This window comes from Mesorhizobium sp. NPDC059025 (assembly GCF_042739655.1).
GTDB lineage: Bacteria > Pseudomonadota > Alphaproteobacteria > Rhizobiales > Rhizobiaceae > Mesorhizobium.
Genome location: NZ_JBHYIM010000010.1, coordinates 1 through 13,242, shown reverse-complemented (window position 1 = coordinate 13,242; position 13,242 = coordinate 1). Strand labels below are relative to the sequence as shown.

Annotated in this window: 13 protein-coding genes and 1 pseudogene; 9 read left to right on the top strand and 5 right to left on the bottom strand. The window is 64.6% G+C overall.

What is annotated here, in order from left to right; genetic code table 11:
- Positions 1-2: 2 nt before the first annotated feature.
- From ACFWYE_RS22115 to ACFWYE_RS22095, 5 genes are all read left to right on the top strand, one after another.
- On the top strand, positions 3-1,001 hold the full coding sequence (locus ACFWYE_RS22115) for an ABC transporter ATP-binding protein (protein ID WP_379114296.1): 999 nt from the start codon (positions 3-5) through the stop codon (positions 999-1,001).
- A 7-nt stretch (positions 1,002-1,008) separates the two neighbouring features.
- Positions 1,009-1,383: a VOC family protein gene (locus tag ACFWYE_RS22110; protein ID WP_379114294.1), complete on the top strand. Its 375-nt coding sequence runs from the start codon at positions 1,009-1,011 to the stop codon at positions 1,381-1,383.
- 129 nt (positions 1,384-1,512) lie between these two features.
- Positions 1,513-2,286 (top strand): L-iditol 2-dehydrogenase, encoded by a 774-nt coding sequence (locus ACFWYE_RS22105; protein WP_379114292.1) that lies wholly within the window; start codon positions 1,513-1,515, stop codon positions 2,284-2,286.
- A gap of 56 nt (positions 2,287-2,342) precedes the next feature.
- Positions 2,343-3,821: a mannitol dehydrogenase family protein gene (locus ACFWYE_RS22100; RefSeq protein ID WP_379114290.1), complete on the top strand. Its 1,479-nt coding sequence runs from the start codon at positions 2,343-2,345 to the stop codon at positions 3,819-3,821.
- Positions 3,822-4,094: 273 nt separating this feature from the next.
- A complete protein-coding gene (locus ACFWYE_RS22095) occupies positions 4,095-5,660 on the top strand; it encodes an FGGY-family carbohydrate kinase (RefSeq protein WP_379114288.1) in 1,566 nt (521 codons plus the stop codon).
- Between the two features lie 84 nt (positions 5,661-5,744).
- Here ACFWYE_RS22095 and thrS read toward each other — a convergent pair.
- Positions 5,745-6,974, bottom strand: a pseudogene (gene thrS, locus ACFWYE_RS22090) (threonine--tRNA ligase); the annotation flags it as partial.
- A gap of 234 nt (positions 6,975-7,208) precedes the next feature.
- Between thrS and ACFWYE_RS22085 the strand changes: the two are divergent.
- The gene (locus ACFWYE_RS22085; protein ID WP_379114286.1) at positions 7,209-7,760 is read left to right on the top strand and encodes an AAA family ATPase; all 552 of its coding nucleotides are present in this window, start codon (positions 7,209-7,211) and stop codon (positions 7,758-7,760) included.
- Between the two features lie 32 nt (positions 7,761-7,792).
- On the opposite strand, the gene ACFWYE_RS22080 is transcribed toward ACFWYE_RS22085, so the two are convergent.
- Entirely contained in the window at positions 7,793-8,311 is a 519-nt protein-coding gene (locus tag ACFWYE_RS22080) for a DinB family protein (RefSeq protein WP_379114285.1), read from the bottom strand.
- 98 nt (positions 8,312-8,409) lie between these two features.
- Between ACFWYE_RS22080 and ACFWYE_RS22075 the strand changes: the two genes are divergently transcribed.
- Positions 8,410-8,988 (top strand): TetR/AcrR family transcriptional regulator, encoded by a 579-nt coding sequence (locus ACFWYE_RS22075; protein WP_379114284.1) that lies wholly within the window; start codon positions 8,410-8,412, stop codon positions 8,986-8,988.
- 18 nt (positions 8,989-9,006) lie between these two features.
- Here ACFWYE_RS22075 and ACFWYE_RS22070 read toward each other — a convergent pair whose 3' ends face one another.
- Both ACFWYE_RS22070 and ACFWYE_RS22065 read right to left on the bottom strand, forming a co-directional pair.
- Entirely contained in the window at positions 9,007-9,930 is a 924-nt protein-coding gene (locus ACFWYE_RS22070; protein ID WP_379114282.1) for a DMT family transporter, read from the bottom strand.
- Between the two features lie 41 nt (positions 9,931-9,971).
- Complete coding sequence (locus tag ACFWYE_RS22065) at positions 9,972-10,604, bottom strand: glutathione S-transferase family protein (RefSeq protein ID WP_379114280.1); 633 nt, start codon at positions 10,602-10,604, stop codon at positions 9,972-9,974.
- A 246-nt stretch (positions 10,605-10,850) separates the two neighbouring features.
- Between ACFWYE_RS22065 and ACFWYE_RS22060 the strand changes: the two genes are divergently transcribed.
- Positions 10,851-11,768 carry a LysR family transcriptional regulator gene (locus tag ACFWYE_RS22060; protein ID WP_379063010.1) on the top strand — a complete coding sequence of 306 codons (918 nt, stop codon included), beginning with the start codon at positions 10,851-10,853 and terminating at the stop codon, positions 11,766-11,768.
- 401 nt (positions 11,769-12,169) lie between these two features.
- Positions 12,170-12,574, top strand: coding sequence for a tautomerase family protein (locus tag ACFWYE_RS22055; RefSeq protein WP_379063009.1), 405 nt, complete (start codon positions 12,170-12,172; stop codon positions 12,572-12,574).
- A 37-nt stretch (positions 12,575-12,611) separates the two neighbouring features.
- Here the strand turns inward: ACFWYE_RS22055 and ACFWYE_RS22050 are convergent, their stop codons facing one another.
- Complete coding sequence (locus tag ACFWYE_RS22050) at positions 12,612-12,968, bottom strand: cupin domain-containing protein (protein WP_379063007.1); 357 nt, start codon at positions 12,966-12,968, stop codon at positions 12,612-12,614.
- Positions 12,969-13,242: the final 274 nt, after the last annotated feature.

Genomic DNA, 13,242 nt, shown 5'->3' with positions numbered 1-13,242 from the left:
AAATGGGTAAGATCGCTCTCAGGAATGTCTCCAAGTCCTTCGGGGCGACGTCGATCATTCCCAACATCGACCTCGACATCGAGGATGGCGAGTTCGTCGTGTTCGTCGGCCCCTCCGGCTGCGGCAAGTCCACGCTGCTTCGCCTCATCGCCGGGCTGGAAGACACCAGCGGCGGCACCATCTCCATCGATGGCCGCGACGTCACCAACGAGGCGCCGGCCAAGCGCAAGCTGGCCATGGTGTTCCAGTCCTATGCGCTCTACCCGCATATGACGGTGGCGAAGAACATCGCCTTTCCGCTCAAGATGGCCGGCGAAAGCCAGGAGGTCATCGACAAGAAGGTCGGCGATGCCGCCCGCGTACTCAACCTGACCAACTATCTCGAACGCCGTCCCGGCCAGCTTTCCGGCGGCCAGCGCCAGCGCGTCGCCATCGGCCGCGCCATCGTGCGCCAGCCCTCGGCCTTCCTGTTCGACGAGCCGTTGTCGAACCTCGACGCTGCGCTGCGCGGCACGATGCGCCTCGAGATCTCGGAACTGCACAACCAGCTCAAGACGACCATGATCTATGTGACCCACGACCAGGTCGAGGCCATGACCATGGCCGACAAGATCGTGGTGCTGAACGCCGGCAACATCGAGCAGGTCGGCTCGCCGCTGGATCTCTATCGCAGCCCGAAGAACCTGTTCGTCGCCGGCTTCATCGGCTCGCCGAAAATGAACCTTGTCACCGGCGCGGCGGCAGCCAGGCACAATGCCGCAACCGTCGGCATCAGGCCCGAACATCTCAAGATCGCCTCCAACAGTGGCGAATGGCGTGGCAAGGTCGGCGTCGCCGAACATCTCGGCTCCGACACCTTCCTGCATGTCCACACCGACGATGTCGGCACCATCAATGTGCGTGCCGACGGCGAGATCGGTGTTCGCCATGGCGACATCGTCTACCTGACGCCGGACCCGGCCAAGCTGCATCGCTTCGACACCGACGGAAAGGCGCTGTGAGACGGCCGTGCGCTTCGTCAATCCAATCATCTTCGTCAGGGACATTGGCGTCGCGACGGCTTTTTATCGCGATCTGCTTGGGCTGACGGTCAAGACCGACCACGGCACGATCGTCATCTTCAACGGGCATTTCGCCATCCACGACGCGTCGGCATTGATCGAAACCGTATGGGGAGTGGCGGCTCCCCCAAGACCCGAACCGCCGGGGCAGCCGAACCTGCTGCTCTATTTCGAGGATGAGGACATCGACGCCTGCTTTGCGCGGCTGAACGGCAAGGTCGACCTCATCCATCCGATCATCGAGCAGGCGTGGGGCCAGCGCGTGTTCCGGTTCTACGATCCCGATCGCCATGCGGTCGAGATCGGCGAACCACAGGCATGAATCCGAAAAGCGGGAACCGGTTTTCGCAAAAGATCATGCTGCAACAAGGAGCCGGATCAGGACGTCATCCTGATCCCGACGAGGACGAGGACCTATGACGACCGTGGCTTTCCGCAAGGGTGCAACCCGATGAAGCGTCTTGAAGGCAAATCCGCCATCGTCACCGGCTCGGCGCGCGGCATCGGCCGTGCCTTCGCCGAAGCCTATGTGCGCGAAGGCGCGACCGTTGCGATCGCCGACATCAACCTGGAGGCCGCCGACAGGACAGCGGCCGAGATCGGGCCGGCGGCCTATGCCGTGCGCCTCGACGTCACCGACCAGGCCTCGATCGATGCCGCGATAAGCGCGGTCGAGAAGAGGGCGGGCGGGCTCGACATCCTCATCAACAACGCCGCTCTGTTCGATGCAGCGCCCATCGTCGAGATCAGCCGCGCCAGCTACGACCGGCTGTTCGCCGTCAATGTCGCCGGCACGCTGTTCATGCTGCAGGCGTCGGCAAAGTCGATGATAGCGCGCGGCAAGGGCGGCAGGATCATCAACATGGCAAGCCAGGCCGGCCGCCGCGGCGAGGCGCTGGTCGCGGTCTATTGCGCCACCAAGGCGGCCGTCATTTCGCTGACCCAGTCGGCCGGACTCGATCTGATCAAGCATCGCATCAACGTCAATGCGATCGCGCCGGGCGTGGTCGACGGCGAGCACTGGGACCATGTCGATTCCCTGTTCGCCAGATACGAGAACCGGCCGCTCGGCGAGAAGAAGAAGCTGGTCGGCGAGGGCGTGCCGTACGGCCGTATGGGCCGCGCCGAGGACCTGACCGGCATGGCGGTTTTCCTGGCCAGCAGCGAGGCCGAGTACATCGTCGCCCAGACCTACAACGTCGACGGCGGCCAGTGGATGAGTTGATTTTGCCTTCTCCCACAAGGGGAGAAGCGGAGATGCCCTACGAAAGGCGTTTTGACATGACGACCAAACTCTCGCTCGCCAATCTGGACAAGCTGCCCGCGAAGGTGGCCGCTCCCGGCTACAAGCGCGAAAACCTCAAGGCCGGCATCCTGCATTTCGGTGTCGGCAACTTCCACCGCGCCCATCAGGCCGTTTATCTCGACGACCTGTTCAACACGGGTGAGGGGCACGATTGGGCACTTGTCGGCGCCGGCGTGTTCGAGGGCGAGAAGGCCGGTCGCGCCAGGCTGGCCGAGCAGGATTGGCTGACGACCGTGGTCGAGCAGGACGACGGCCATATGGCCGCCCGGGTAACCGGTGCGATGATCGATTTCCTGGTGCCGGGCGAGACGGCGGCGATCATCGACAGGCTGGCCGATCCGGCCATCCGCATCGTTTCGCTGACCATCACCGAAGGCGGTTATTTCATCGACCCCGCCTCGGGTTATTTCAATCCGGAACACCCCGACATCGTCGCCGACGCCAACGATCCGGACCATCCGAAGACGGTGTTCGGCCTGATCCTCGCCGGGCTGGTGCGCCGGCGTGCCGCACGCGTCCAGCCCTTCACGGTGATGTCCTGCGACAACATCCCTCACAATGGCCGTGTCACCTCCGACGGCGTCATCGGCCTCGCCCGCCTGTTCGATCGCGACCTCGCCGAATGGGTTGCCGGCAATGTCGCCTTTCCGAATGGCATGGTCGACCGCATCACGCCAGCCACCACCAAGCGCGAGCATGGCATACTGGCGACCGATTTCGGCGTCGACGACAACTGGCCGGTGTTCTGCGAGCCGTTCCGGCAATGGGTGCTGGAGGACAAATTCCCGGCAGGCCGCCCAGCGCTCGAAAAGGTCGGCGTGCAGTTCGTGCCGGATGTTTCGCCCTATGAGCTGATGAAGATCCGCATCCTCAATGGCGGTCATGCCACCATCGCCTATCCCGCCGGGCTGATGGACATCCATTTCGTGCACGAGGCGATGCAGGAGCCGCTGGTGCGCGGCTTCCTCGCCAGGCTCGAACATGAGGAGATCATCCCGACCGTACCGCCGGTGCCGGATACCGACCTCGAGGACTACTACCAGCTGATCGAGCGGCGCTTCGCCAACCCCAAGATCGGCGACACCGTGCGCCGGCTTTGCCTCGATGGCTCCAACCGGCAGCCGAAATTCATCATCCCCACCATCGCGGATCGATTGAAGGCCGGTGCCGGCGTCGCGGGCCTGGCGCTCGAATCCGCCTTCTGGTGCCGCTACTGCTTCGGCACCACCGATTCCGGCGCGGTGATCGAACCCAACGATCCCAACTGGGACCGCATGCAGGCAACCGCGCGGGCTGCCAGGACCGACCCGTCGGCCTGGCTTTCCATGGAGGACATCTATGGCGAAGTCGGTCGCTCGCCGGCCTTCGCCGTCGCCTTCTCCCACGCCTTGAACACGGTCTGGGATGTCGGCGCGCGCGAGACGCTGACACGTTATCTGGCGGGGAAACTCTGAACATGATCCCGAAAAGCTGCAGAGTTTTCGGATAGGGATCATGCGACAAAACAAAGACATGGAGCGGAACAGCAATTCACCGGAATCGCATTCCGCTCTGCCCCAGCCATCGACGTCATGCAGGCGGTAGCGCCGGGCAAAATGCCCATATAGAGTGCGCCCCATGCCGCGCCCTGATGCTTCCCTTTCGATCCTCTTGCCACAGCCGGAACGGGCCTGCGGGTCGTCCGGAACATCGGCCCCGACGGCCGCTTCACAGGTCAAGCCATACTGATGGCACCGGTGCTAGCCGCCATCGATGTCGGTACCGGCAGCGCGCGCGCCGGCCTGTTCGACCGCAACGGCCGGCTGCTTGCCCGCGCCGAGCGGCCGATCGCCATGAACCAGGCCAATGCCGGCCACTACGAGCAGGATTCGGAGAACATCTGGGCTGCCGCCTGCGAGGCGATGCGCACTGCTCGCGAGGCTGCCGGCGTGGCGGCGGAAGACGTCACCGGCATTTCCTTCGACGCCACCTGCTCCAACGTATTTCGTGGCAAAAACGGCGAGCAGGTCGGCGTTTCAAAGGCGGGCGGCGAGCGCTGGGACACCATCGTCTGGATGGATCATCGCGCTTTGGCCGAGGCCGACGAATGCACGGCCACCGGCCACCGCGTGCTCGGTCATGTCGGCGGGGTGATGTCGCCGGAGATGGCGACGCCGAAGCTGATGTGGGTGAAGCGGCATCTGCCGGACGCCTGGGCGCGTACCGGCCAGCTTTTCGACCTTGCCGATTTCCTCACCTACAGGGCCTGCGGTTCGTTTGCCCGCTCGCAATGCACGCTCACCGCCAAATGGACCTTCCTTGCCCATGAGCAGACCGGCTGGCGGCCGGATTTCTTCGAGGCCGTGGGCCTGGCCGACATCTTCGAGCACGGCTCGCTGCCGGATCGACCCAGCCCGGTCGGCAGCGATCTCGGTCCGTTGACTGAAGAGGCTGCCGCCGCGCTCGGCCTTACCACGGCCTGCCGTGTCGGCGCCGGCCTCATCGATGCCTTCGCCGGTGCGCTCGGCGTCATCGGTGGCCTGAGTGATGTCGACCGGCATCTGGCGCTGATCGCCGGCACGTCGAGCTGCGTCATGGCGATGTCGGCAGAGCCGCGTGCCTTCGCCGGCATGTGGGGTCCCTATTTCGGCGCCCCCTTGCCGGGTCTCTGGCTGAGCGAAGGTGGGCAGTCGGCCACTGGCGCGCTGCTTGACCACATCATCCGCTGGCATGGCCGCGAGCCCGATGCCGCCACCCACCGCCGCATCGTCGAACGCGTCATCACGCTGCGCGCCGAAGAAGGGCTGGATCTTGCCGCGCGGCTGCATGTGCTGCCGGATTTCCACGGCAACCGCACGCCGCTGGCCGACCCGCACGCGCTGGGTGTCATCAGCGGGCTGACGCTGGACTCCTCCTTCGACAGCCTGGCACGGCTCTACTGGCGCACCGCCGTCGCCATCGCGCTCGGCGTGCGCCATGTGCTGGAAGCCCTCAACGCCAACGGCTATGTCATCGACACGCTGCATGTCACCGGCGGCCACACCCGCAACCCGCTGCTGATGGAACTCTACGCCGATGTCACCGGCTGCACGGTGCTGGAATCAGACAGCGGCGATGCCGTGCTGCTCGGTACGGCGATGGCGGCGGCGGCGGCGGCCGGACTTCATCCCAGCCTGGCCGAGGCCTGCGCCGCCATGCGGCAGCCGGGCCGCGAGCGGCGGCCGAATCCGGCCGCACTCGGCCGGTTCGACCGCGACTATCGCGTGTTCCTCGAAATGCACCGGCAGCGCCAGGCACTCGACGCGCTGCAGTGAGAGACGGCGCGTCACTTGAGCGTTTCCGTTTTTCACGGAAACGCTCTAACTCTTTGTTTTTGTGCAATTCCGAACGGAAAACCGCTACGCACTTTTCCTGGAATTGCTCTGCAGCGTTTCCGCTTTCTGGCTGGATGCCGCAAGCAGCCGCGCAACAGCCTCGTCCAGAGCAATCGTCCATTGTCCCTGCCTCGATTTGAGGGTGACGGACCCTTCCTGCGCCTCTCGCTTGCCGAGAACCGCGACGACCGGGATAAGCAACTCGTGACTGCTGACGATGCGCCGCGACAGTGTCTCCGCCTGATCGAAAAGCCGCGGCCGCAGCCCGGCCGCGACGAGACGCTGCTGGAAGTCCCGCGCGGCGCCGTGCTGATCTTCGGCCACGGGCAGGATGGCGACCTGGACCGGTGCCAGCCAGAACGGCAGCTTGCCCTGGTGATGTTCGAGCAGGATGCCGATCATGCGGCCCATCGAGCCGAACACGGCATGATGCAGCATCACCGGTACCGCGCGGTTGCCGCCGGCGTCGATATAGGACGCGTCGAGCCGCGCCGGCAGCACGAAGTCGAGCTGGATGGTGCCGCACTGCCACGAGCGCCCCTGCCGGTCGCGCAGCGCGAACTCCAGTTTCGGCCCGTAGAACGCGCCTTCACCGGGCTGCAGGACGGGCTCGAGACCGGCAGCCCGTGCCGCGGCCAGCAATTGCGCTTCCGCCACATCCCAGTCCGCCTCCGATCCTGCCCGCTTTTCGGGGCGCAACGAGAGCGCGACCTCGTAGTCATCGAAGCCGAGGTCGGCATAGATCGACGAAAGCAGCACGACGAAGCGGGCGACTTCCGCCTCGACCTGCTCCGACTGGCAAAGCACATGCGCATCGTCCTGGACGAAGCCGCGTGTCCGCATCAGGCCATGCATCGAACCGGAGGGCTCGTCGCGGTGGCATGCTCCGAATTCGCAAAGCCGCATCGGCAGGTCGCGCCAGGAACGCAGCGAGGCGTTGAAGATCTGGATATGACACGGGCAGCTCATCGGCTTCAGCGCCATGTCGCGACCGCCCTCGCGCGGCATCACGAACATGTTGTCGCGGAACTTCTCCCAATGTCCGGAGCGCTCCCACAGGCTGCGCGGCAGCAGCTGCGGCGAATGCACCTCCTCATAACCGGATTGGCGCATGCGACTTCGGACATAGTCCTCGAGCTGGCGAAACAGATGCCAGCCCGCCGGGTGCCAATAGACCATGCCGGGGGCGTCCTCTTCGAAATGGAAGAGGTCGAGCCGGTTGGCCAGGATACGGTGATCGTCTTGTTCCATGGTTCTGTCCTTGAAAAAATGCCGGACAGCGAAAGGAACAAAAAACCCCGCACGATCCGGCGGGGCTGGGGGTCGAGAAGCTGTTTGTTCAGCGCATCAGACGACCGGCCACCGCAAAGCGATGGTCGTCGTGGTCGTGACGGAGGCAAACATCTGTCTCATGGCTGAAGCTATGGGTATGGTTTGGAGGATTGTCAATGTCGGCGGGTCGGCCGGCGCGGAATTGAAAGAGGCAGAATGCAGCTTTTGCTGGTTACCGGGCCGGCGGGTGTCGGCAAATCCACGCTCTGCTGGGAGCTGAGCGCCGAGCTTGCCGCCGCGCAGATCACGCATGCGGTTGTCGAAACCGACGAACTCGACAGGGTGTTCCCGAAGCCGACGACCGAGGAACTCGCTCGACTGTGGCCGGGCACCATCGACGTCAGCAGCATCAACCTGGCGGCGATCTGGTCGACCTACCGGGCGCTGGGGCACACGCGCCTGATCATGTCGGGCGTGATGCAGCACCTTGCCTTCGACAGGCGCTGGATCCTGGCCGCCATACCCGATGCCCGGATCACCGTCGTGCGCCTCACCGCGGGCGAGCCGGCGCTGCTCGCCCGGCTGGCGCAGCGCGAGATCGGCCCTGGTGCGGACGCGCAGGCCGAACGCTCGTTGCGGCAGGCACGGCGCATGGCCGACGAAAATGCCGAGGGCCTGATCGTGGTGGCAACGGACGGCAGGACGCCGGTTGAACTGGCCAGGATCGTTCTGGCAAGAACCGGCTGGCTGGAAGGTATGCCGGCTTGACCGCTGCCGGGGCTACATATGGGAAGCGGGCTTCACCCGGTCGGTCGCAACTCCTGCTCGCGGCGCGCCGGCTGCGTCCGATGCAGGTAGACCGCCAGCGTGTCCCAGGGTGGCGTGATCGAAAGCTGTACCAGGATACGGCTGACCTCGCCGCGATGGATCGCCGAATGCAGGGCGACGTGTTGCAGCATTTCATGCCGTGTCATGGTGCCCTTGTCGCCATCGGTGAAGGTGAAGGCGATCGCCTCGTCGAGCCGGTCGTCCGGGACGTCGAGGACATATTGCTGGTACCATCCGTCCGTCGCTGCCATCGCTGCACGCAGCGCATCCAGCGCCGGCGTCTCCACCGTGTTGTCCGACGTGTGGTGGTGTTTGGTGCCGCTGAGATGCGCGGCGAAGATCTCGGCAACCACGTGATGGTGGCTGACCAGCCGCAATGCGGTATGCAGTTCCGCCGCGTGTGCCTGCGGGTCAATCAGCGCCAGCCTGTCGAACAGCTCATTGTTTGCCCAGGCCTGGTAGCCATAAAGGGTGCTAAGCATTTCCTGCATTGCCGAAACCTGTCCCTGCCGCGAAAATGTGAGTAATGTCTCTATATTTTGGCGAGGGCGCGAAATTGTCTACTCGCATTGCAAAGCGGCAGCCACCGATGCGCAAGGAACCGCGACAGGCGCGGTCGCGAGCGACGGTCGATGCGATCGTCGAGGCCGGGGCTCGCATTCTCAGCGAGCAGGGATGGGCCGGTTTCACCACCAACAAGGTCGCGGAGGCGGCGGGCGTCAGCGTCGGTTCGCTCTACCAGTATTTCCCCGACAAGATCTCGCTGGTGGGGGCGATCCGCCGCCATCATCTGGATGACAGCCTCGCCGCAGTAAGAACCGCGCTGGCGCGGCGCCAGCCTCTCGCCGATTTCGCCGGGACGCTGGTGGCCAACATCGTCGAGGCACACAGCGTCCATCCCGGCCTGCACCGGGTGCTGCTGGACGAAGCGCCTGGGCTCGAAGCCTATCGCGACCAGAACAGCCAGATCGAACGGCAATACCTCGCGTTCTACACGGAGGCAGCGGCGGTCTATCGGCCGCAGGACAGGGATCCAGCCGTCGTCGGCCTTGTGCTGTCGGATGCCATCGACGGCGTCATCCACAACGCAGCGCGTCGCGGCACGCTGCGTGAAACGCAGATCCGCGACGAACTGGTCAGGATGATCCGCCTGTATCTGGCCGGTTAGCCGGATCACCGATCGGGTTCAGGCCAGCTTGATGACGGCGACGCCGGTGAGGAGCAGGATTACACCTGCCAGGCGCAGGCCCGACACCGGACGCTGCGGCAGGCGGAACCAGCCATAACGGTCGACGAATACGCTGGCGACCTGCTGTCCGGCGACGGTGAAGCCGACTGCGGCGGCCGCGCCGATCACCGGGATGGCGGTGAACACGGTGGTGACGTAGGTTGCCCCGGCAACGCCGCCGAGCCAGCCCCACCAGGGCATGGTCTGCACGCCGGCGATGTTGGGGCTCGGCGTCTTGCGCAGAGCCAGCACCACCAGCATCACCGCCGCCATCGCCAGCGTGGCGACGAAGAACGAGATGGCGCCGACCGCGAAAGGCGCGCCGCCGAGATCATGCCGCAGCAGTGCGTTGACCGCACCCTGGACCGGAAGCACTGCACCGGCGATCAGCGCCAGTGCGATCCAGCCCAGCTTGTCGGCTTTCAGATTGTCCTTGCCGCCCTGGCCGAAGACGATCATGGCGACGCCGGCGAGCACGACAACTGTACCGATGGCGGCTCCGGCGTGCAGGCCGGTCCGCGTCACGCCGAGCAGGCCGAAGCTGTCGAGGGCGAGCGAGGCGAGCATCTGGCCGGCGATGAACAGCCCGACCGAGACGACGGCGCCGAGGCGGGGAAACAGCAGGATGGTCGAGACGACATAGATCGCCGAGGCGGTTCCCCCGACCAGATGCCACCATTCGGCCCGGGGCAAGGCGCCAAGCGCGGCCAGGGTGCCAGTGAACAGGGCAATCAGAAACAGCAGTGCGGTGCCGACGGTCAGCTGCAGCGTGGTCGCTGCGAAAGGCGAGCCGATGGCTTTCGAGAGTTGCGCATTGGCGCCGGCCTGGACGGCGAGTAGGCCGCCGGCGAACAGGGACAAAGGTACGAACAGGGTCTCCATGGGAGCCTCCTTCTTGCAGAAAATGCGAATGATGTTGGGGGTCAGGCGTGGCTGGGCAGCCGGGGCACGACAAGGCCGCGCAGCACAGCGGGCCGGGCGCCGATTGCCATGTACCAGCGGGCGAGGCTGGGCGTGGCGTCGAGCGAGAGCCCGAGCTTGGTCAGGCCGGCATGGATCCAGGGCCAGGTCATCACATCGGCGATGCCATAGGCGTCGCCGACGATGTGGGCGTGGCGCGACAGCTGGCTTTCCAGGACGCGGAAGACGCGGTTTGCCTCGGCCTCGAAGCGGCCGATGACATAGGGGATCTTCTCCGGTGCGAAGATCTTGTAGTTCCAGAGCTGGCCGAGTGTCGGCCCGACATGCGCGGCCTGGAACAGGGTCCAGCTCTGTACCTCGGTGCGTTCGGCATCGGAGCCTGGCACCAGCACGCCGGAACGGTCGGCCAGATAATGCAGGATCGCGCCGGATTCGAAGACGGTGCGGCCCCTGTCCGGGTCGACGATGACCGGGATCTTGTTGTTGGGATTGAGTGCCAGGAACTCCGGTGTTCTCTGCTCGCCAGCCTCGATGTCAACGATCTGGACCTCGTAGGGCAATCCGGTTTCCTCGAGCATGATCGAGGCCTTGTGGCCGTTCGGCGTCTGGTAGGTGTAGAGCTGGATGGGGGTCATCTCTTAGTCTCCTTCGACCGGCCCGTCCCGATCGTTGGATTGTAGGTAGACTGTGCTGCTTTGCAGTACGATCTGTCAGTTTGCCGTCACGATCTGCAAAAATGCACATAGATCGATGACGGCGCGGTTCGTCCAGGAAAAGACCTGGATTTGGAGTGTGGGCTGGCGACCGGCTTTGAAATCACGGGCAAGGGCACTGCAACGGTGCTCGCCTGATGCGCGATCCTGCGTTAGGCTCGTGCAATCATGCACAGCAATTACCGCATCGACTGGGAAGATCTGCGCTTCGTGCTGGCGGTGGCGGAGACGAGTTCGCTCGCCGCCGCGGCCCGTTCGCTCGGCGTCAACCACACCACCGTGCTGCGGCGGGTCGGCGCCTTCGAGCAGAAGCTCGGCGTGCGCCTGTTCGACCGTCTGCCGACCGGCTACACGCTGACGGCTGGCGGCGAGGAACTGCTGGCCGTGTCAAGGCAGATGGCGGAAACCGTCACCGAGCTCGAGCGCCGCCTGACCGGACAGGACCTGCGCCTCGAAGGCAGCCTGCGTATCACCACCACCGACACGCTGATGGCGTCGGTGCTGCCATCGATCCTGGCGGCTTTTCGCCAGCGCCACCCCGGCGTGCTGCTTGAAGTGGCCACGGCCAATGCCTTCGCCAACCTTACCCATCGTGACGCCGATGTCGCCGTGCGCCCGGCCATGGACCCGCCGGAGACCCTGGTCGGCCGCCGTATCTCGGGCATAGCCTTTGCCATCTACGCCGCGCCCGCCTACCTCCGGGAACGTGGTCTCGAACCCAGGGACGATCTGGCGGTAACCGATGAACGCTGGATCGGCCTCAGCGATGCGCTGGCTGGCTCGAGCGTCGCCCGATGGATGCGCGCCACGCTGCCTGGGGCGGCTTCGGTGCTGCGTTGCGACTCGCTGGTCGCGGCTCGCGAGGCAGCAGCTGCCGGCCTCGGCCTTGTCGGCCTGCCATGTTATCTCGGCGAAAGGACGCCCGGCCTTGTGCGCATCGGCTCTCCCGTTGCCGAGATGGCAACGGCGCTGTGGATCCTCACCCATGAGGACCTGCGCCGCACCGCCCGCGTCAGCGCCTTCACCGAATTCGCCGGCCAGGCGCTGACGAAACACCGTCCGCTGTTCGAGGCAAGCCAGGGGTAGGAGGCGCGCGCCGCATCCACCAGAGTGTTTCCGTTTTTCACGGAAACGCGGAAACGCTCTAAGTTTTTGTTTTCGTCGCATTTTTGTAACGCCAAGTGATTCCACTTGGCTACAAAATGCTCTAAAAAGCCCGCCCAGCCGAGGCTGAGCGGGCGGCCGTTGGAGCCGGAATGTGACATCGGACCGCCAAAAGCTACTACACCAGCGGCCCATATATTTCTTCAGGCTAATGTCTCGACGAGGCAAGGCCCGGATTCTGATATTTTTCTGAAATTTGCGTTTCAGGACGGATGGCCCGGCAAGACCTTCATCTCGCCGCCGGGACGACAGAATGCGGTAATCTTCGCGGGGCATGGATCGCTGGAGCGTTTCCGTTCGCTCCAGCTCTCCAGGAGGAGCCGTTGCCGCTCGTCGATATCGTTCACCCGTCCGGCTCGGTTACCGAAGAGCAGCAGGAACGCATCTCCGAAAGGATCACCGCTGCTGCCATTGCCGCCGAGGGTCTTCCGGACAATGCGCGATCACGCGGCATCGCCGTCATTGCCTGGCACGCGGCGGACCGTGTTTTTGTCGGGGGAAAACCTTCCGACCACCCACGTTTCGACGTCCAGGTGCGGGCCTTCGCGGAAGCCCTGACCCACCAGCGTCGGGTCGAACTTGTGGACCAGATCACAGAGGCATTCCGCGCCGAGGGCAGTGACGGCCGCACTGTCTGGTGCACCTTCCATCCGTTGCAGCGCGGAAGCTTCGGCGCAGGCGGCAGCCTGGTTTCCTACGATCAGGTCCAGGCCATGACACACGATTGAACCTGTCGGCTCGTCCGGGTCGGGACGGCTTGCGTCACTACGATCCGACGGTGACCACGAAGTGCTTCGTCACCGGCTCGATGATCTTCCAGGTCCCCTTGAAGTCGGCTTCCACGACAAACGCATCGCCCGGACCGACTTCGACCGGATCGCCGCCGTCCGGAGTGATGATGATGCGGCCGGCGATCATGTGGACGAATTCATAATCGGTGTAGGTTGCATGATAGGTGCCTGGGGTCGCTTGCCATGTGCCCGACAGAACCTTGCCATCCTGGGTGGTGTGCTGGACGGCGGTCTTCATCGTCGGCTTTCCTTCGACCACCACCCAGCCCGGCAGGTCACTGGAATCGGCGTTCTCCACCTTGCCGAACTTGATAAGTGTGCTGCGTGTCACCGTGAACCTCTCCCAATTGGATTTGCGGGCGGGGTGCCCGCAATTCGAATATCCGATGCGTCAAATTCAGGCAACTTCGTTTCCTGTTGGTGATCGAAGCCTGAGGCGCTCCGGAGTTATCCCAACCGTTCGCTCGCATCGCCCGCCCCGGCGAGCCGGGGCGGGCGATGATGTCCTGCCGTCAGAACTTGACGTTGAGATCGGCCCGCACGCCGTGGTCGCTGGTCTTCGATCCGGCCTGGCCATGGTAGGAGATGCCGAGCGTCGCCTGCGG

Excerpts from the sequence above, each read along its gene's own strand:
- ACFWYE_RS22115 (WP_379114296.1), top strand. The coding sequence starts at position 3 with ATGGGTAAGATCGCTCTCAGGAATGTCTCCAAGTCCTTCGGGGCGACG.
- ACFWYE_RS22105 (WP_379114292.1), top strand. The coding sequence starts at position 1,513 with ATGAAGCGTCTTGAAGGCAAATCCGCCATCGTCACCGGCTCGGCGCGC.
- ACFWYE_RS22100 (WP_379114290.1), top strand. The coding sequence starts at position 2,343 with ATGACGACCAAACTCTCGCTCGCCAATCTGGACAAGCTGCCCGCGAAG.
- ACFWYE_RS22095 (WP_379114288.1), top strand. The coding sequence starts at position 4,095 with ATGGCACCGGTGCTAGCCGCCATCGATGTCGGTACCGGCAGCGCGCGC.
- ACFWYE_RS22085 (WP_379114286.1), top strand. The coding sequence starts at position 7,209 with ATGCAGCTTTTGCTGGTTACCGGGCCGGCGGGTGTCGGCAAATCCACG.
- ACFWYE_RS22080 (WP_379114285.1), bottom strand. The coding sequence starts at position 8,311 with ATGCAGGAAATGCTTAGCACCCTTTATGGCTACCAGGCCTGGGCAAAC.
- ACFWYE_RS22075 (WP_379114284.1), top strand. The coding sequence starts at position 8,410 with ATGCGCAAGGAACCGCGACAGGCGCGGTCGCGAGCGACGGTCGATGCG.
- ACFWYE_RS22070 (WP_379114282.1), bottom strand. The coding sequence starts at position 9,930 with ATGGAGACCCTGTTCGTACCTTTGTCCCTGTTCGCCGGCGGCCTACTC.
- ACFWYE_RS22065 (WP_379114280.1), bottom strand. The coding sequence starts at position 10,604 with ATGACCCCCATCCAGCTCTACACCTACCAGACGCCGAACGGCCACAAG.
- ACFWYE_RS22060 (WP_379063010.1), top strand. The coding sequence starts at position 10,851 with ATGCACAGCAATTACCGCATCGACTGGGAAGATCTGCGCTTCGTGCTG.